Origin of the sequence: Sulfitobacter aestuariivivens, from assembly GCF_014763045.1 — a bacterium.
Taxonomy (GTDB): Bacteria; Pseudomonadota; Alphaproteobacteria; order Rhodobacterales; family Rhodobacteraceae; genus Sulfitobacter; species Sulfitobacter aestuariivivens.
Genome location: NZ_JACTAG010000003.1, coordinates 164,648 through 184,474 on the forward strand (window position 1 = coordinate 164,648; position 19,827 = coordinate 184,474).

At 57.8% G+C, this 19,827-nt stretch carries 14 protein-coding genes; 13 read left to right on the plus strand and 1 reads right to left on the minus strand.

The window, feature by feature from the left end; translation table 11 throughout:
- Window positions 1-423 precede the first annotated feature (423 nt).
- The 3 genes from rpoB to H9Q16_RS18705 all read left to right on the plus strand — a co-directional run bounded on the left by rpoB (window position 424) and on the right by H9Q16_RS18705 (window position 10,196).
- Window positions 424-4,563 (plus strand): DNA-directed RNA polymerase subunit beta, encoded by a 4,140-nt coding sequence (gene rpoB / locus H9Q16_RS18695; RefSeq protein ID WP_191076998.1) that lies wholly within the window; start codon window positions 424-426, stop codon window positions 4,561-4,563.
- An 84-nt stretch (window positions 4,564-4,647) separates the two neighbouring features.
- Window positions 4,648-8,892 carry a DNA-directed RNA polymerase subunit beta' gene (gene rpoC / locus H9Q16_RS18700; RefSeq protein WP_191076999.1) on the plus strand — a complete coding sequence of 1,415 codons (4,245 nt, stop codon included), beginning with the start codon at window positions 4,648-4,650 and terminating at the stop codon, window positions 8,890-8,892.
- Window positions 8,893-9,332: 440 nt separating this feature from the next.
- Entirely contained in the window at window positions 9,333-10,196 is an 864-nt protein-coding gene (locus H9Q16_RS18705; RefSeq protein ID WP_191077000.1) for a DMT family transporter, read from the plus strand.
- Here the strand turns inward: H9Q16_RS18705 and H9Q16_RS18710 are convergent.
- Window positions 10,185-10,991: a putative rhamnosyl transferase gene (locus tag H9Q16_RS18710; protein WP_191077001.1), complete on the minus strand. Its 807-nt coding sequence runs from the start codon at window positions 10,989-10,991 to the stop codon at window positions 10,185-10,187. The two genes, H9Q16_RS18705 and H9Q16_RS18710, sit on opposite strands and share 12 nt — an antisense overlap.
- Before the next feature lie 382 nt (window positions 10,992-11,373).
- Between H9Q16_RS18710 and rpsL the strand changes: the two genes are divergently transcribed.
- The 10 genes from rpsL (at window position 11,374) to H9Q16_RS18760 (ending at window position 19,763) form a co-directional block, all read left to right on the plus strand.
- A complete protein-coding gene (gene rpsL / locus H9Q16_RS18715; protein WP_191077002.1) occupies window positions 11,374-11,745 on the plus strand; it encodes a 30S ribosomal protein S12 in 372 nt (123 codons plus the stop codon).
- 92 nt (window positions 11,746-11,837) lie between these two features.
- Window positions 11,838-12,308 carry a 30S ribosomal protein S7 gene (gene rpsG, locus H9Q16_RS18720; RefSeq protein ID WP_093917767.1) on the plus strand — a complete coding sequence of 157 codons (471 nt, stop codon included), beginning with the start codon at window positions 11,838-11,840 and terminating at the stop codon, window positions 12,306-12,308.
- 75 nt (window positions 12,309-12,383) lie between these two features.
- Window positions 12,384-14,501 (plus strand): elongation factor G, encoded by a 2,118-nt coding sequence (gene fusA, locus H9Q16_RS18725; RefSeq protein WP_191077003.1) that lies wholly within the window; start codon window positions 12,384-12,386, stop codon window positions 14,499-14,501.
- 87 nt (window positions 14,502-14,588) lie between these two features.
- Window positions 14,589-15,764 (plus strand): elongation factor Tu, encoded by a 1,176-nt coding sequence (gene tuf, locus H9Q16_RS18730; RefSeq protein WP_191076987.1) that lies wholly within the window; start codon window positions 14,589-14,591, stop codon window positions 15,762-15,764.
- Window positions 15,765-15,989: 225 nt separating this feature from the next.
- Entirely contained in the window at window positions 15,990-16,457 is a 468-nt protein-coding gene (locus H9Q16_RS18735) for a hypothetical protein (protein WP_191077004.1), read from the plus strand.
- 35 nt (window positions 16,458-16,492) lie between these two features.
- Window positions 16,493-17,116 carry a hypothetical protein gene (locus H9Q16_RS18740; RefSeq protein WP_191077005.1) on the plus strand — a complete coding sequence of 208 codons (624 nt, stop codon included), beginning with the start codon at window positions 16,493-16,495 and terminating at the stop codon, window positions 17,114-17,116.
- 532 nt (window positions 17,117-17,648) lie between these two features.
- Window positions 17,649-17,969, plus strand: a complete 321-nt coding sequence (rpsJ, locus tag H9Q16_RS18745) for a 30S ribosomal protein S10 (protein ID WP_191077006.1) — start codon at window positions 17,649-17,651, stop codon at window positions 17,967-17,969.
- A 14-nt stretch (window positions 17,970-17,983) separates the two neighbouring features.
- The gene (gene rplC, locus H9Q16_RS18750) at window positions 17,984-18,856 is read left to right on the plus strand and encodes a 50S ribosomal protein L3 (protein ID WP_191077007.1); all 873 of its coding nucleotides are present in this window, start codon (window positions 17,984-17,986) and stop codon (window positions 18,854-18,856) included.
- Complete coding sequence (rplD, locus tag H9Q16_RS18755; RefSeq protein WP_191077008.1) at window positions 18,853-19,470, plus strand: 50S ribosomal protein L4; 618 nt, start codon at window positions 18,853-18,855, stop codon at window positions 19,468-19,470. Before rplC ends, rplD begins: the two co-directional genes overlap by 4 nt.
- Entirely contained in the window at window positions 19,467-19,763 is a 297-nt protein-coding gene (locus tag H9Q16_RS18760; protein ID WP_191077009.1) for a 50S ribosomal protein L23, read from the plus strand. The genes rplD and H9Q16_RS18760 overlap by 4 nt, the downstream gene beginning before the upstream one ends.
- Window positions 19,764-19,827: the final 64 nt, after the last annotated feature.

Genomic DNA, 19,827 nt, shown 5'->3' on the forward strand with positions numbered 1-19,827 from the left:
CGACAACCCCCTTGACCCAACCCCCCTTCCTCCCGCACACTCCCTTCCATCGCCATCCACTGGCGCTTCGTGCAAAAACAAGGGCCGTCACCCCCTTGCACTTCCCCCTTTCCCGTCCTATCTGAACCCCTCACGCGGTTTCGAACGATTCGAGGCCGCTTTTCCTGTCGCGCAGCCTTAGGAGTCCGCATCCCCCTCTGACATGACACAAGTCACCTGAGGGGCGGCACCGCATTTGCGCAACAGACCTATCTTGGCAAGGCCCCACAGCGCGGGCTTTTCCAAGGCAGGGACGCAGTCGAGTGCCGCACTTTGGGTCGTGTGGCGAGAATGGACTGAACCCGCGCCGTCTCCGTATGGCTGCCCGCGCAGGGACCCGACTGCGCGCGCGACCGGTGAGAAACAAAAAAGGTGTTCCGACACATGGCACAATCGTTCCTTGGCCAGAAACGTCTCCGTAAATATTATGGCAAAATCCGCGAAGTTCTGGATATGCCGAACCTCATCGAGGTACAGAAGTCTTCCTATGATCTTTTCCTGAATTCCGGCGATCAGCCTCAGCCGACGGATGGCGACGGCATTCAGGGCGTGTTCCAGTCGGTTTTTCCGATCAAGGACTTCAACGAAACCTCCGTGCTGGAATACGTCAAGTACGAGCTTGAAAAGCCCAAGTACGACGTCGAGGAATGCCAGCAGCGCGACATGACCTACAGCGCGCCGCTCAAGGTGACGCTGCGCCTGATCGTGTTTGATGTAGACGAGGACACGGGTGCGAAATCCGTCAAGGACATCAAGGAACAGGACGTGTTCATGGGCGACATGCCCCTGATGACCCCCAATGGGACGTTCATCGTGAATGGCACCGAGCGTGTGATCGTCAGCCAGATGCACCGCTCCCCGGGCGTGTTCTTTGACCATGACAAGGGCAAGACGCATTCCAGCGGCAAATTGCTTTTTGCTTGCCGGATCATTCCCTATCGCGGCTCCTGGCTTGACTTTGAGTTCGACGCCAAGGACATCGTGTTCGCGCGCATCGACCGTCGCCGCAAACTGCCTGTCACCACGCTGCTTTATGCGCTGGGCCTTGATCAGGAAGCGATCATGGATGCCTATTACGAGACGGTGACCTACAAACTGAAGAAGAACAAAGGCTGGGTCGCCCCGTTCTTCGCTGACCGTGTGCGCGGTACACGCCCCACGTATGATATTGTCGATGCCAAATCCGGCGATGTGCTGTTCGAGGCAGGCAAGAAAGTCACGCCACGTGCGGTCAAGCAGATCATCGACGACGGCAAGGTCAAGGACCTGCTGCTGCCGTTCGAGCATATCGTGGGCAAGTTCAGCGCCAAAGACATCATCAACGAAGAAACCGGCGCGATCTACGTCGAGGCTGGCGATGAGCTGACGCTGGAATACAGCAAGGACGGTGAGCTGATCGGCGGCACCGCAAAGGAACTGATCGACGCCGGGATCACTGAGATTCCGCTGCTGGACATCGATAATGTCAATGTCGGTCCGTACATGCGCAACACAATGGCCAACGACAAGAACATGAATCGCGACACCGCGCTCATGGATATCTACCGTGTCATGCGCCCAGGCGAGCCGCCCACCGTCGAAGCGGCCTCTGCGCTCTTTGACACACTCTTCTTCGACAGCGAGCGGTATGACCTTAGCGCGGTTGGCCGGGTGAAGATGAACATGCGCCTCAACCTCGACAAGGAAGACACACAGCGCACGCTGGACCGCGATGATATCGTGGCCTGCATCAAGGCGTTGGTGGACCTGCGCGATGGGCGTGGCGACATTGACGACATCGACCACCTTGGGAACCGTCGTGTGCGGTCCGTGGGTGAATTGATGGAAAACCAGTACCGCGTTGGTCTGCTGCGCATGGAGCGTGCGATCAAAGAACGCATGTCATCGGTCGAGATCGATACCGTCATGCCGCAGGACCTGATCAATGCCAAGCCCGCCGCCGCTGCGGTGCGCGAATTTTTCGGCTCCTCGCAGCTGTCGCAGTTCATGGACCAGACCAACCCGCTGTCGGAAGTGACGCACAAGCGCCGCCTTTCAGCGCTTGGCCCGGGCGGTCTCACCCGCGAGCGTGCCGGTTTTGAGGTGCGCGACGTGCATCCCACCCACTATGGTCGGATGTGCCCGATTGAGACGCCGGAAGGGCCGAACATTGGTCTGATCAACTCGCTGGCCACCTTCGCCCGCGTGAACAAGTACGGATTTATCGAGACGCCCTACCGCAAGGTTGAAAACGCGGTTGTCTCGGACGAAGTGCAGTACATGTCCGCGACCGAGGAAATGCGTCATACTGTGGCGCAGGCCAACGCCTCCATCGACGAGAACGGAAAGTTCACCAATGAATTCGTGAACACCCGCCAGTCCGGTGAATACACGCTGGCACCTTCCGAACATGTCGATCTGATTGACGTATCCCCAAAGCAGCTGGTCTCTGTCGCTGCCTCGCTGATCCCGTTCCTTGAGAACGACGACGCGAACCGCGCGCTTATGGGCTCCAACATGCAACGGCAGGCGGTGCCCTTGCTGCAGGCGGAAGCTCCGCTTGTTGGCACAGGTATCGAAGAGGTCGTGGCACGCGACTCCGGTGCGGCCATCATGGCCAAACGCGCCGGTGTCATCGACCAGGTCGATGCCAGCCGGATCGTGATCCGGGCCACCGAGGATCTGGAGCTGGGCGACGCGGGCGTGGACATCTACCGCATGCGCAAATTCCAGCGCTCTAACCAGAACACCTGCATCAACCAGCGTCCGCTGGTCAAAGTGGGTGACACGGTGGGCAAGGGCCAGGTGATCGCTGATGGTCCGTCGACGGATATGGGTGAACTGGCTTTGGGCAAGAACGTGGTCGTCGCGTTCATGCCGTGGAATGGCTACAACTACGAGGACTCGATCCTGATTTCCGAGCGGGTTTCCCGCGACGACGTCTTCACCTCGATCCACATCGAGGAATTCGAAGTCGCCGCGCGTGACACCAAGCTGGGTCCGGAAGAGATCACCCGCGACATTCCAAACGTTGGTGAAGAAGCGCTGCGCAATCTCGATGAGGCGGGCATCGTCTATATCGGCGCGGACGTTGAGCCGGGTGATATCCTTGTGGGCAAGATCACACCAAAGGGCGAAAGCCCGATGACGCCGGAAGAGAAGTTGCTCCGTGCGATCTTTGGTGAGAAAGCCAGCGACGTGCGGGACACATCCCTGCGCGTGAAGCCGGGTGATTTCGGCACGGTTGTCGAAGTGCGCGTCTTTAACCGCCACGGCGTGGAAAAAGACGAACGTGCGCTGCAGATCGAGCGTGAAGAAGTCGAGCGTCTGGCCCGTGACCGGGATGACGAACTTGCGATCCTTGACCGCAACATCTATGCGCGTCTGCGCGAGATGATCCTTGGCAAAGTTGCCGTGAAAGGCCCCAAAGGCGTTAAGTCAAACGCCAAGATCACCGAAGAGGTGCTCGACGAGGTGCTGACACGTGGTCAGTGGTGGCAGTTGGCCCTTGAGGACGAGGACGACGCCAAGATCGTCGAAGCGTTGAACGAGCAATATGAGATCCAGAAGCGGACCTTGGATGCACGTTTCGAGGACAAGGTTGAAAAGGTCCGTCGCGGCGACGATCTGCCTCCGGGTGTGATGAAGATGGTCAAGGTGTTTGTCGCGGTGAAGCGCAAGCTGCAGCCGGGCGACAAGATGGCCGGGCGTCACGGCAACAAAGGTGTGATTTCCAAGGTGGTACCGATGGAGGACATGCCGTTCCTCGCGGATGGTACACCGGTCGATTTCTGCCTTAACCCGCTGGGCGTGCCGTCGCGCATGAACGTCGGACAGATCCTTGAGACTCACATGGGCTGGGCCGCGCGCGGTCTGGGTGTGAACATCGACGAGGCGCTTCAGGATTATAAGCGCTCCGGCGATCTGACACCGGTGCGCGAGGCGATGAGCCTTGCCTATGGCGAAGATGTCTTTGACGAAGGCATCAAGGGCATGGACGAGGAAACGCTGGTCGAGGCGGCAGGCAATGTCACACGCGGTGTGCCGATTGCGACGCCGGTGTTTGACGGTGCCAAGGAAGCAGACGTGAACGACAGTCTCACACGTGCGGGCTTTGACACCTCCGGTCAGTCGATCCTGTTCGATGGCCGCACGGGTGAGCAGTTTGCGCGCCCTGTGACCGTTGGCGTCAAGTATCTGCTGAAACTGCACCACCTGGTGGACGACAAGATCCACGCGCGTTCCACCGGTCCGTACTCCCTCGTCACGCAGCAGCCGCTGGGTGGTAAGGCGCAGTTCGGCGGACAGCGTTTCGGGGAAATGGAGGTCTGGGCGCTCGAAGCTTACGGCGCTGCATACACCCTGCAGGAAATGCTGACGGTGAAGTCGGACGACGTCGCGGGCCGGACCAAGGTCTACGAAAGCATCGTCAAGGGCGAGGATAACTTCGAAGCGGGCATCCCAGAGAGCTTTAACGTTCTCGTCAAGGAAGTCCGCGGCCTCGGCCTGAACATGGAACTCCTGGATGCGGAGGAAGACGAGTGAGGGTGCGCCCCTAGGGCACACCCTGCGTAGGGTGTGCATTCATTGCGCACCTTCTTCCCATGCTCCCCTTTCAAGGATTTGAAAATGAACCAGGAACTGACAAACAACCCGTTTAACCCGCTGACGCCACCCAAGGTGTTTGACGAAATCAAGGTCTCTCTGGCATCGCCCGAGCGGATCCTGTCTTGGTCTTTTGGCGAGATCAAGAAGCCCGAAACCATCAACTACCGCACGTTCAAGCCGGAGCGTGACGGGTTGTTCTGCGCACGTATCTTTGGCCCCATCAAGGACTACGAATGTCTGTGCGGTAAATACAAGCGCATGAAGTATCGCGGCGTTGTCTGCGAGAAATGCGGTGTGGAAGTCACGCTGCAAAAGGTCCGCCGTGAGCGGATGGGCCATATTGAGCTGGCCTCTCCTGTTGCGCATATCTGGTTCCTTAAATCGCTGCCGTCCCGCATCGGACTGATGTTGGACATGACCCTGCGCGATCTGGAGCGGGTGCTCTATTTCGAGAACTACGTGGTGATCGAACCCGGTTTGACGGACCTCACCTACGGTCAGATGATGACCGAAGAAGAGTTCATGGACGCGCAGGATGCCTACGGCATGGACGCGTTCACTGCCAACATCGGTGCCGAGGCCATTCGCGAGATGCTGTCCCAGATTGATCTGGAGCAGGAAGCCGAAACCCTGCGCGCCGATCTCAAAGAGGCCACAGGCGAGCTGAAACCCAAGAAGATCATCAAACGCCTCAAGGTGGTTGAAAGCTTCCTGGAATCCGGCAACCGCCCTGAGTGGATGGTTCTGACCGTGATCCCCGTGATCCCGCCAGAACTGCGCCCGCTGGTGCCGCTGGACGGCGGCCGTTTTGCGACGTCTGATCTTAACGATCTGTATCGTCGTGTGATCAACCGGAACAACCGTCTGAAGCGCCTGATTGAGCTGCGCGCGCCTGACATCATCGTCCGCAACGAAAAGCGGATGCTGCAGGAATCCGTGGATGCGCTCTTTGACAATGGCCGTCGTGGCCGTGTGATCACGGGTGCCAACAAGCGCCCGCTGAAATCGCTTTCCGACATGCTGAAAGGCAAGCAGGGCCGATTCCGTCAGAACCTTTTGGGCAAGCGCGTCGACTTCTCGGGGCGTTCGGTGATTGTGACAGGTCCGGAACTGAAACTGCACCAGTGTGGTCTGCCGAAAAAGATGGCGCTCGAGCTGTTCAAGCCGTTCATCTATTCGCGGCTGGAAGCCAAGGGTCTGTCCTCGACGGTCAAGCAAGCCAAGAAGCTTGTCGAAAAGGAACGTCCCGAGGTTTGGGATATTCTGGATGAAGTCATCCGCGAGCATCCTGTCATGCTCAACCGTGCGCCGACCTTGCACCGTCTCGGCATTCAGGCGTTCGAGCCTGTGCTGATCGAAGGCAAGGCCATTCAGCTGCACCCGCTGGTGTGTTCGGCCTTTAACGCCGACTTTGACGGTGACCAGATGGCCGTGCACGTTCCGCTGAGCCTTGAGGCCCAGTTGGAAGCGCGCGTGCTGATGATGTCCACCAACAACGTGCTGTCGCCTGCAAACGGTGCACCGATCATCGTGCCGTCGCAGGATATGATCCTGGGGCTGTACTACACCACGCTTGAGCGTGAGGGCATGAAAGGTGAAGGCAAGATCTTTGGCACCGAGGAAGAGGTGCAGCACGCGCTGGACTCCGGTGAGGTGCATCTGCACGCGAAGATCACAGCGCGGATGAAGCAGATCGACGACGAAGGCAATGAAATCACAAAGCGTTACGAGACGACACCCGGTCGGGTCCGTCTTGGCGCATTGCTGCCCCTCAATGCCAAGGCTCCGTTCGATCTGGTGAACCGTCTGTTGCGCAAGAAAGAAGTGCAGCAGGTCATCGACACCGTCTATCGTTATTGCGGTCAGAAGGAATCGGTCATCTTCTGCGATCAGATTATGACCATGGGCTTCCGTGAGGCGTTCAAGGCCGGCATCTCCTTCGGCAAGGACGACATGCTGATCCCCGACAGCAAGTGGGGCCTCGTCGAGGAAACCCGCGAGCAGGTCCGTGATTTCGAACAGCAGTATATGGATGGCCTGATCACACAGGGTGAAAAGTACAACAAGGTGGTCGATGCCTGGTCGAAGTGTAACGACAAGGTCACCGACGCCATGATGGGCTCGATCTCTGCCGATCACCGGGCTGAGGACGGATCTGAGATGGAGCCGAACTCAGTCTATATGATGGCCCACTCCGGTGCGCGTGGTTCTGTCACTCAGATGAAGCAGCTGGGTGGTATGCGCGGCCTGATGGCCAAACCGAACGGCGACATCATCGAGACGCCGATTATCTCGAACTTCAAGGAAGGTCTGACCGTTCTTGAATACTTCAACTCGACCCACGGTGCGCGGAAAGGCCTGTCTGATACGGCGCTTAAAACAGCGAACTCCGGTTATCTGACACGTCGTCTGGTGGACGTGGCACAGGACTGCATCGTGCGCATGCACGATTGCGGCACCGATGTTGCGATCACAGCCGAAGCCGCCGTCAACGACGGAGAGGTTGTCGCCTCCCTGTCAGAGCGCTTGCTTGGACGGGTTACGGCAGAAGATATCCTTGTGCCTGGGACCGATGAAGTACTGGTAGCTGCGCAAACCGTGATCGACGAACGCCTGTCGGATGCCATCGAAGAAGCGGGCGTTCAGTCTGCGCGCATCCGCAGCCCGCTGACCTGTGAAGCGGAAGAGGGCGTGTGCGCCATGTGCTATGGCCGCGACCTTGCACGCGGCACGCTGGTGAACCAAGGCGAAGCGGTGGGCATCATCGCGGCGCAATCCATTGGTGAGCCCGGCACACAGCTGACGATGCGGACCTTCCACATCGGCGGCGTTGCCCAGGGTGGACAGCAGTCTTTCCTTGAGGCGTCTCAGGAAGGCAAGATCGTGTTCGAGAACGCTCAAACCCTTGAGAACGCCAATGGCGAGATCATGGTCATGGGCCGGAACATGAAGATGCTGATCACCGGCGAGAATGGCGAGGAACGTGCCAACCACAAGATCGGTTACGGCTCCAAGCTGTTTGTGAAGGATGGTCAGGATGTGGTCCGTGGCGACAAGCTGTTCGAATGGGATCCCTACACGCTGCCCATCATCGCTGAAAAGTCAGGTACGACCAAGTTCGTTGACCTTGTGTCAGGGATCGCGGTGCGTGACGAGACGGACGATGCCACCGGCATGACACAGAAGATCGTGATCGACTGGCGCGCTGCCCCCAAGGGCAACGAGCTTAAGCCCGAGATCATTCTGGTGGGTGAAGACGGCGAACCGGTGCGTAACGACGCCGGTAATCCGATCACCTATGCGATGTCCGTGGATGCGGTTCTGTCCGTCGAGGACGGCACTGACATTCAGGCCGGTGACGTGGTCGCGCGTATCCCGCGCGAGGGTGCCAAAACCAAGGACATCACCGGTGGTCTGCCGCGTGTGGCCGAACTCTTTGAGGCGCGCCGCCCCAAGGATCACGCCATCATCGCGGAAATCGATGGTTATGTGCGGTTCGGCAAAGACTACAAGAACAAGCGTCGCATCGCGATTGAATCCTCTGATGATGCGGATGTGAAGGTTGAATACATGGTGCCCAAGGGCAAGCACATTCCGGTTGCGGAAGGTGATTTTGTCCAGAAGGGCGATTACATCATGGACGGCAACCCCGCGCCGCATGACATCCTTGCCATTATGGGTGTCGAAGCTTTGGCGGACTACATGATCAACGAGGTGCAGGAGGTCTACCGCCTGCAAGGCGTTAAGATTAACGATAAGCACATTGAGGTTATCGTGCGCCAGATGCTGCAGAAGTGGGAAATCCAGGAGAGCGGGGATACGACTCTGCTCAAGGGTGAACACGTCGACAAGCAGGAATTCGACACTGCCAATGAAAAGGCAATCGCCAAGGGCGGGCGTCCGGCCAAGGGCGAGCCGATCCTGCTGGGCATCACCAAGGCGTCGCTGCAGACACGCAGCTTTATCTCTGCCGCGTCCTTCCAGGAAACCACGCGCGTGCTGACCGAAGCATCGGTTCAGGGCAAGCGTGATAAGCTGGTCGGTCTGAAAGAGAACGTCATTGTGGGCCGTCTGATCCCTGCGGGCACTGGTGGGGCCACCCAGCAGATGCGCAAAGTGGCGCAGGACCGCGACAACGTCGTCATCGAAGCACGCCGCGAAGAGGCCGAGGCCGCAGCAGCACTCGCAGCACCCGATCCAAGCGACGATGTAGTCGGTGGCGACGTGTTCGACACGGTGATCATGGACGACGAAAGCCGCGATTAAGCGTCCCGTGACTAAATAAGTGAACGAAGCCCCCGCCGCTGTGAAGCGGCGGGGGCTTTTGTTTGGGGGTACGTTGGTCTCTTATCTTTGGGGCACTACTGGGATTTTCAGATCTGTGCACGATCAGCAAATATGCACAGCGCGACAGTTCAATGCTCAGTCGTATCGGTCAGCCTGACCCGGCTCCCTGTTCCTGGAGCTCTTTTCAAAAGCAGGCATCGCCGTCGCAAGAACGGTCACAGCCACAGCGACAAGGCCAATCTTCATGTCGATACACTCATCTATATGCAGACGTGTTGCGGGTGGGCGGTCAGAGTGGATCGGAATGAGATTGGCGCCCGGTGGCAGCAATATTTGGCAGTGCGATCTTCACAACCATTGCGGCTCTCAAGCGCCGGCCCTATCGTCATTCTGTCCCTGATCGGAGCTTCGGCGCGCCAATGTCCCCCAATATGATCGGCGCGCTGCTGATGATCGCCTCGATGGCCTGCTTCACTCTGAATGACACGTTCATGAAGCTCACTGCGGGTGCGATCCCACTTTTTCAACTGCTCTTTCTGCGTGGGGCGCTGACCACCAGCCTCATCGTTGCGCTGAAAGGGCGGTTGGGGCAGATGCATTTCGATATCTCAAGGCGAGATTGGGTGTTGATTGGCCTGCGCGCGGGGGCTGAGGTGCTGACGGCTTACTTCTTTATGACCGCACTTTTTCACATGCCGCTCGCGAATGTCACCGCGATCCTGCAGGCGTTGCCGCTGACGATTACGCTGGCGTCCGCACTGATCCTGCGCGAAGCCGTAGGGTGGCAGCGCATGGCAGCAATCGCCATTGGTTTTATCGGGGTCCTGATGATTGTAAAACCCGGAGCCGACGGGTTCACGATCTGGTCGATCTATGCGTTGATCGCCGTCGTGCTGGTCACAACCCGCGATTTGATCACCCGAAGACTGTCGCCGTCGGTGCCGTCGATGACGGTCACTCTTGTAACAGCGGTAGGCGGCATGGTGACTTATGGCCTCGCATCTCTCAGCACGGACTGGGTTGCGGTGACGTCTGTTCAGATGCTCTTGATCGCGGGATCAGCAATCTTCATTCTTGGCGGCTATTTCTTTTCGGTTCAGGTGATGCGCGTGGCGGACGTGTCTTTCACGGCACCATTCCGCTACACCGGGTTGGTCTGGGCGCTGATTATCGGTTGGTTTGTGTTTGACCATTGGCCGGGGGCGCTGACGATGGCGGGGGCAGGGGTCGTGGTCGCCACAGGGCTTTTCACGCTCTACCGGGAACGCAAGCTAGCTGGCTGAGAAAACGCGCCGCACCTCGTCGGCTTCAATGGCAAAGCGATTTTTGAACGCAGCTTCTTCCGCGCTGTCCAGCCGTGTCAGCAAGGGGTCATTCGTTGTGGCCCGACGGGAATCGTTCGAGCTGTTGATCCCGCGCACATACATGCCTGGATTTGAAAAGCTCATTGTCGGCATGAACCGGGGGATCTTTTCGTGCCCGAAGTTCATGATCGTCTGCCAGCACTTGCCTCTGATCAGCATGCCAAGCGCTGCAACGAAATAGGGGCGGTAAAGCTCGGTCGCCGCGATCCCCTCAGCGCCAAACCGGGCGGCGTAGCCGCGGTTCCAGTCAAAGGCCACGGTTCGGTTGTCGGTGAGCAAGGGCGCGCCGATCTTTGCGGCGGCGCGCAGCTTTTCCACGAAATCTACGGCCACCGCGTCATCGTCATCAAAGCGGAACTGCAGACAGGGGTCCTCCTTGTCGATGCGCGCCTCGTTCAAAATTTCCTTCATCACCTCGCGTTGCTTGCGTGGTGGCTCGGCATGAATGATGGCTTGCGGCAAGTCCGCAATCAAAGCTTCCAGCCGGTGCCGATAATGCTGCGGAAACTGGTCCCCGATCACGATGATCAGACCAAAGTGCGGATCGGTCTGGGCGCGCAGGCAGGGCAGTGCGACGGTCTCGAACAGGCGAAAGCGTTCTTCCAGGCGGGCGTCATCGTAGAGGTGCGCAATACGGTCCGCAATTTGATCATGCTCGATCTGGAACCCGCCGATGGCGGGGTAGGAAAAGCGGCAGATTCCGATTACCTGCATCAACTGCGATCCTTTGGTTGCCTGTGCTCTGGATTGCAAATATGCGTTGCCTAGAGGCGAAGTGGCAAGCGTATACTCGCGCTAAGAGGGCATCGCCTATGCGAACGCGACGCATCCGCCGCCTGCTGTTGACAGCCCGTGGGCAACCTTCTATATGCCGCCCATCCGGGTCGCGGGGATTCCCTGCAGGCCTGAAATCAGAACGAAAGTGGTCACGATCCGACCTAATGCTGGTCCGGTCCTCTGTAGCACAACCGCCATGTTTACCTCGGTACGGGAACATTGCGGTCTATTCGCTTTGTGTAACGCAAAGCGCTGAAAATCGAACCGCATGGGGGCGCCCTCGTGTGACCTATGTGAGAGACAAGACGAGGAAGTCTGAATGCCAACGATCCAACAGCTGATTCGCAAACCGCGCCAGCCCAAAATCAAACGATCCAAATCCATGCACCTGGAAGGCTGCCCGCAAAAGCGCGGCGTCTGTACACGTGTCTATACCACCACACCCAAAAAGCCGAACTCGGCGATGCGGAAAGTGGCGAAGGTCCGTCTGACCAACGGCTACGAGGTGATCTCCTACATCCCGGGCGAAAGCCACAACCTGCAGGAACACTCCGTTGTTCTGATCCGCGGCGGCCGTGTGAAGGACCTTCCCGGTGTGCGTTACCACATCCTGCGCGGTGTGCTGGATACGCAAGGCGTCAAGGACCGCAAGCAGCGCCGCTCCAAGTACGGCGCCAAGCGTCCCAAGTAATGTTCCCGTGGTGCGCATGAATGCGCACCCTACCAACCATCCGTAGGGTGCGCATTCATGCGCACCACCCGAGCCAAGAGGAAGACAACGACATGTCACGCCGCCACGCCGCTGAAAAACGCGAAGTTCTGCCAGACGCCAAGTACGGTGATCTGGTGCTGACCAAATTCATGAACAATCTGATGATCGACGGCAAGAAATCCGTCGCCGAGCGTATCGTCTACAACGCGATGACCCGCGTTGAAGACAAGATCAAGCGCGCCCCCATCGAGGTGTTCCATGAAGCACTGGACAACATCAAACCCTCCGTCGAAGTGCGTTCGCGCCGCGTCGGTGGTGCCACCTATCAGGTGCCCGTTGAAGTGCGCCCCGAGCGCCGTGAGGCGCTGGCCATCCGCTGGCTGATCAAAGCCTCTCGTTCGCGCAACGAAAACACCATGGAAGAGCGCCTTGCAGGCGAACTGCTGGACGCTGTCCAGTCTCGTGGTACCGCCGTCAAAAAGCGCGAAGATACACACAAGATGGCCGACGCCAACAAGGCGTTCAGCCACTACCGTTGGTAACACCGACGTAAAGATCGGGGCCGCGATACGCGTGGCCCCTGACCCTTTTGAAAAGACCTCTGAGGAAGCAGCCCCATGGCACGCGACTATCCACTCGACCGTTACCGCAACTTTGGCATCATGGCCCACATCGATGCCGGCAAGACCACTTGCTCCGAGCGTATCCTGTATTACACAGGCAAATCCCACAACATCGGTGAGGTGCACGATGGTGCGGCCACCATGGACTGGATGGAGCAAGAGCAGGAGCGCGGCATCACCATCACGTCAGCGGCGACAACAACGTTCTGGGAGCGCACCGAAGACGGCTCCACCGCAGACACGCCCAAGCACCGCATGAACATCATCGACACCCCCGGCCACGTGGACTTCACCATCGAAGTCGAGCGTTCGCTGGCCGTTCTCGACGGCGCGGTTGCCGTGCTGGACGCCAACGCCGGTGTTGAGCCGCAGACAGAAACGGTCTGGCGTCAGGCCGATCGCTACAAGGTGCCGCGCATCGTGTTCGTCAACAAGATGGACAAGATCGGCGCGGACTTCTTTAACTGCGTGCATATGATCCAAGACCGCACAGGGGCTACACCCTGCCCGATCCAGATCCCGATCGGCTCTGAGACCGAGCTGGAAGGCATGATCGATCTCGTGACCATGGAAGAGTGGGTTTGGGAAGGCGAAGATCTGGGCGCATCCTGGGTCAAAAAGCCGATCCGCGACAGCCTCAAGGATCAGGCCGAAGAATGGCGTGGCAAAATGATCGAAATCGCCGTCGAAATGGACGACGATGTGATGATGGAGTACCTGGAGGGCAATGAGCCCGACGTGCCAACCCTTCGCTCGCTGATCCGCAAGGGCACGCTGGCGATCAAATTCATCCCCGTTCTGTGTGGCTCTGCGTTCAAGAACAAGGGTGTTCAGCCCCTGCTCAACGCTGTGATCGATTACCTGCCCAGCCCGCTGGATGTTGTTGATTACATGGGCTTCAAACCCGGTGACGAAGAAGAAACCCGTAACATCGCCCGCCGGGCGGATGATAATATGGCCTTCTCCGCGCTGGCGTTCAAAATCATGAACGACCCCTTTGTCGGAACCCTGACCTTCACACGGATCTATTCCGGTGTGCTGAACAAGGGCGACACACTCTTGAACTCCACCAAGGAGCGGAAAGAGCGTGTGGGCCGGATGATGATGATGCACTCCAACGACCGTGAGGAAATCACGGAAGCGTTTGCGGGCGACATTATCGCGCTGGCGGGTCTTAAAGATACCACAACAGGTGACACGCTCTGTGCCGTCAATGATCCTGTGGTTCTGGAAACGATGACCTTCCCCGATCCGGTGATCGAGATCGCGGTTGAGCCGAAGACAAAGGCCGACCAGGAGAAAATGGGCATTGGCCTTCAGCGTCTGGCGGCAGAAGACCCGTCTTTCCGTGTGGAAACTGACCTTGAATCCGGCCAGACTATCATGAAAGGCATGGGCGAACTGCACCTCGACATTTTGGTCGATCGCCTGAAGCGTGAATTCAAGGTTGAAGCCAACATCGGTGCGCCTCAGGTGGCCTATCGCGAAACGATTTCACGCGAAGCCGAAGTGACTTACACCCACAAGAAGCAGTCGGGTGGTTCCGGTCAGTTTGGTGAGGTCAAAATGATCCTGATGCCAACCGAGCCCGGCGAAGGCTATTCCTTCGAGAGCCGCATCGTTGGTGGTGCGATCCCCAAGGAATACATCCCCGGTGTTGAAAAGGGCATCAACTCGGTCATGGACTCCGGTCCTTTGGCGGGCTTCCCCGTCATCGACTTCAAGGTTGCTCTGATCGACGGTAAGTTCCACGACGTAGACAGCTCCGTACTGGCCTTCGAAATCGCCGCCCGCATGGGGATGCGTGAAGGCATGAAGAAAGCGGGCGCAAAACTGCTGGAACCCATCATGAAGGTCGAAGTGGTAACACCTGAAGAATACACAGGTGGCATCATTGGTGACCTGACCTCCCGTCGCGGGCAGGTTCAGGGGCAGGACACACGCGGCAATGCGATTGCCATCGATGCGTTTGTGCCGCTGGCCAACATGTTTGGCTACATCAACACCCTACGGTCGATGTCGTCGGGTCGTGCGAACTTTACCATGCAGTTCGACCACTACGAAGCCGTGCCACAGAACATCTCGGATGAGATTCAGGCCAAATTCGCTTAACCACGGTGCGCCGTAAAGGCGCACCCTACACCAACCCGTAGGGTGCGCATTCATGCGCACCGGCACAAAATTAAAGGAGCCAACACCATGGCAAAGGCAAAGTTTGAACGCACGAAACCGCATGTGAACATCGGCACGATTGGTCACGTTGACCACGGCAAGACGACGTTGACAGCGGCGATCACCAAGTACTTCGGTGACTTCCAGGCGTATGACCAGATTGACGGGGCGCCCGAAGAAAAGGCGCGTGGGATCACCATTTCCACCGCGCACGTGGAATACGAGACCGAGGCGCGCCACTACGCGCACGTTGATTGCCCCGGCCACGCCGACTACGTCAAGAACATGATCACCGGTGCCGCACAGATGGACGGCGCGATCCTGGTGGTGAACGCGGCCGACGGCCCGATGCCCCAGACCCGCGAGCACATCCTGCTGGGCCGCCAGGTGGGCATCCCGCACATGGTTGTCTACATGAACAAGGTCGACCAGGTGGACGACGAGGAACTGCTGGAACTGGTGGAAATGGAAATCCGCGAGCTGCTGTCTTCGTATGAATACCCCGGCGATGACATTCCGATCATCCCCGGCTCTGCGTTGGCGGCGATGGAAGGCCGTGACGAGGAGATCGGCGAGAACTCCATCCGCAAGCTGATGGAAGCGGTTGACGAATACATCCCCACGCCCGAGCGCGCGGTGGATCAGCCTTTCCTGATGCCGGTCGAGGACGTGTTCTCGATCTCTGGCCGGGGCACGGTTGTGACCGGTCGTGTGGAGCGTGGCGTGATCAACGTGGGCGACGAGATCGAGATCGTGGGCATCCGCGACACCAAGAAGACGACCTGCACGGGCGTGGAAATGTTCCGCAAGCTGCTGGATCGTGGTGAAGCGGGCGACAACATCGGCGCGCTGCTGCGTGGCATCGACCGTGAAGGCGTTGAGCGCGGACAGGTTCTGTGCAAGCCGGGTTCTGTGACGCCGCACACCAAGTTCGAAGCCGAAGCCTATATCCTGACCAAGGAAGAGGGTGGCCGTCACACGCCGTTCTTCGCCAACTACCGTCCTCAGTTCTACTTCCGCACGACGGACGTGACCGGCACGGTTCAGCTGGCCGAGGGCACCGAGATGGTGATGCCGGGCGACAACGTGTCCTTCGGCGTCGAGCTGATCGCGCCCATCGCGATGGAGCAGGGCCTGCGCTTTGCCATCCGCGAAGGTGGCCGGACTGTGGGTGCTGGCGTGGTGTCCAAGATCACGGACTAAACACGGCGGTTTTGCATCGCAAAACCAGCCGCGTGTGCGGCACGGGGTGGCAGTGCATTCCTGCATGGAATGTCACGAGACCTCCTGCCGCAGCACCCGGTTGAGACAAAGAGAAGGCCGCTCCGAAAGGAGCGGCCTCTTGTATTAGTAAGTGAATATGACAACGGGTTGACCGCACTGGACGTTTGCGTGACTAGTGGAAAATGATGCCAAGGGATTAACGTGATGTCACAAAATGTTTCGCCCGCAGACACAATCATAGGATTTCTGTCAGAAAGAATCGCTAGTAGCGAGAAAAAGCGTCGCAGATCTCTTGTCTTGATGAATTCGATGAAGTTGCTTCGAATATTCTCAGGAGTGCTAGCCGTTTTGTTCGTGGCACTCTTAGCAGCAATCGGAAATGACAACGCGGCTAAGTTCTATCTCAATATTGCCGCGATTGTCTGCACCTCACTTACTGCGCTTGGTACAGAAATATCCGACAGTTTTGGGTTTGAAGCGCGGTTCAAGCAAAACGTAGCAACATCTGGCCAATTGCGCACACTCAAGTCAAAGTTTGAGTTGGAACGAAGCCTATCGTCGAGCGACAGTGAAGTTGACTACATTCGCTTCCACGATGAAGCCGTTAAGATACTGAGTGGCCAGCAGAAAACTTTTGTTGAACATTTCGACAAGGCCCACAAAAGCAAGTGATTTCAAAAATTGTCACCCTGAGCCGGCCAACGATATTGGCGAAGATTTTCGCACTCAAGTGCAATCTGACGCGAACCCGGTCGAGAGGTGGTCACGAGTTTTTTGATATTGGCTTCCCAATGTCAGCCCCTTTTTCACCAGTTGGATCAATCCTTGTAGTGATGAAGTCCAGTTTCCTCGAAAAAAACCGGCAAAGCTTTCAGTGGGGATCTATACCAGATAACGGCGGCGTCAAATATGGTTTTCTCAGCCATCTGCCTTCCAAGAGCTACAAGGACTATCGTTTGGGCTACGATGACTTCTTGGAGGTCCTTCGCAGTTTTGTGAGCCTAGATAGAGAAGAGCAACTGCGAGTGCTTCGAAAGCAGCCGAGTGAACACTTTTGTAGATTGCTCCAACACAAGGTTCATAAGCAAGTTATTGATGGAATGCTGGCAAATCCAGCAGAAGCCGCTCGGAGGGTAGAGTTTTGTTTGAATTCAGGCTTCGAGGTCGCGGAGGGCGACATAGTTCGAGTATTTGTTCCGAACACATATAATGCAATTCTCAACCGGGATAACATGGTTCTATCCAAGGAAAAACTTGTGCACTACAATCCTAGGTACACAGTGATTCAAGCAATGATGGCGTCATTTGATATACGTAATTGGAGCGTTTGAGAGTCCTGATGAGGCACCATATCCAAGCCACGTTCAGCCTTTGGTAGTTGAAAAGGGCGAGCGGGGCTATCGGCGGGTTTTCCTAGATGCACTCGGCCAACGGGTGAATCTTGACTTGGATCAATCTTGGTCCGAGAGCGCAAATACTCTGCTTTCGAACATCTCGATCATTCGGTCTAACGAGATACCCTACTCGCTGGGTGATCAGGTGATTTTCCTCGGTGGTAACAATCTTCTTGTTGCATCGAGCAAAACCAAGGCGATTTTAGGAGTCTGCCCATTCCTCTTTTCCTCAAGGTTTCATCTCGCAGTAAGAACAATTCTGAATTGCGTCTGGTAGTTCAGGTAAGCGTCGAAGTGGAGCCTTTTTGATTTCGACACCCCCTTGCCACCTCCACCAACCCCCGCTATAGCACCCCCACAGCCGACCCGCGTGATTCACGCGGGTCGCTTCATTATACGACGCGACGAGGCGGGCGGATGAGCCACCCCCCTCCAATCCGTTGAAATCCCAAATCTAAGGGATATGCACATGGCCGCAGCTAGCCAGAACATCCGCATTCGCCTCAAGGCGTTTGACTACCGGGTGCTTGATGCCTCCACACAGGAAATCGTCAACACCGCCAAGCGCACAGGCGCTTCGGTACGTGGACCCATTCCACTGCCCAACAAGATCGAGAAATTCACCGTTCTGCGTGGTCCCCACGTAGACAAGAAGTCCCGCGACCAGTGGGAAATCCGGACGCACAAGCGTCTGCTGGATATCGTCGATCCGACCCCCCAGACCGTGGACGCGCTGATGAAGCTCGACCTCGCCGCTGGTGTGGACGTCGAAATCAAACTGCAATCGTAAGGGAGGGCAAGATCATGTTGCGCTCAGGCGTTATTGCAAAGAAGGTCGGGATGACCCGCCTTTTCCTCGAAGACGGCAAGCAGATCCCTGTGACCGTTCTTCAACTCGACAAGCTTCAGGTTGTGGCCCAACGCACGACAGAGCAGCACGGCTACAACGCCGTTCAGCTTGGTGCCGGCACAGCCAAGGCCAAGCGGACATCGCAGGCCATGCGGGGGCACTTTGCTGCGGCAAAGGTGGAACCCAAGCGCAAGGTCGCGGAATTCCGCGTGGACGCGGACGCCATGCTGCCCGTGGGCGAAGAGATCATTGCCGATCACTACTTTGCCGGTCAGTACGTGGACGTTGCCGGTACCTCTATCGGTAAGGGTTTTGCCGGTGCGATGAAGCGGCATAACTTTGGCGGTTTGCGGGCCTCGCACGGTGTGTCGATCTCTCACCGTTCGCATGGCTCCACCGGTCAGTGTCAGGATCCTGGCAAAGTCTTCAAAGGCAAGAAGATGGCCGGTCACATGGGTGCGGCGCGTGTTACCACCCAGAACCTTGAAGTCGTCAAGACCGACAGCGACCGTGGCCTGATCATGGTCAAAGGCGCTGTTCCAGGTTCCAAGGGCGGATGGGTCACGGTGAAGGACGCTGTGAAAAAGCCGTTCCCTGACAATGCCATAGTCCCGGCTGCACTGGCATCCGCTGCTGCGGAAGCCGCAAAAGCCGCCGAAGAAGCCGCCGCCGCTGCTGCCGCAGAGGCCGAAGCAGAAGCACAGCGTCTTGCAGAAGAGCAGGCCGCCGCCGAAGCAGAGCAGCTGAAAGCAGCCGAAGCAGAAATCGCGGAAGAGGGTGCAACACCCGAAGCTTCTGACGAAGACAAGAAAGAAGGTGACGCATGAAACTCGATGTCATCAAACTCGACGGCGGCAAAGCCGGTTCGGTAGACCTGGACGAGGCCCTCTTTGGTCTTGAGCCGCGTGCCGACATCCTGCACCGCGTCGTGCGCTGGCAGCGTAACAACGCGCAGCAGGGCACGCACAAGGTCAAGACACGGTCCGAGGTCAGCTACTCAACCAAGAAGATCTATCGCCAGAAGGGCACCGGCGGCGCACGCCACGGCGCGCGGTCGGCTCCGATCTTCCGCAAGGGTGGTATCTACAAGGGCCCGACCCCGCGGTCGCACGGTCACGAACTGACCAAGAAGTTCCGCAAGCTGGGGCTGCGCCACGCGCTGTCCGCCAAGGCAAAAGCGGGCGAACTGGTCATCATCGACGCCGCCGCATCCGAGGGCAAAACCGCCGCTTTGGCCAAGCAAGTCAAAGACTTGGGCTGGAAGCGCGCATTGGTCATCGACGGTGCATCCGTGGATGAAACATTCGCCCAAGCCGCGCGCAACATCGAAGGTCTGGATATCCTGCCGACGATGGGCGCAAACGTCTATGACATCCTCAAGCGTGACACTCTGGTGATCACGAAGGCTGGTGTCGAAGCATTGGAGGCTCGCCTGAAATGAGTGCTGCAGCAAACCACTATGACGTGATCCGCAAGCCGATCATCACCGAAAAAGCGACCATGGCCTCCGAGGCCAACGCGGTTGTTTTCGAAGTGGCGATGGACAGCAACAAGCCGATGATCAAAGAGGCCGTAGAGGCGCTCTTTGGGGTCAAGGTGAAGGCCGTGAACACGACCATCACCAAAGGCAAGGTCAAGCGTTTCCGCGGCCAGATCGGCAAGCGGAAAGACGTCAAGAAGGCCTATGTGACGCTTGAGGAAGGCAACACGATCGACGTGTCGACCGGCCTGTAATTCCGTCCCGAATAGCATTGATGAGGGCCCTCCGCGCATGCGGGGGGCCTTTTTTTGTTGGGGT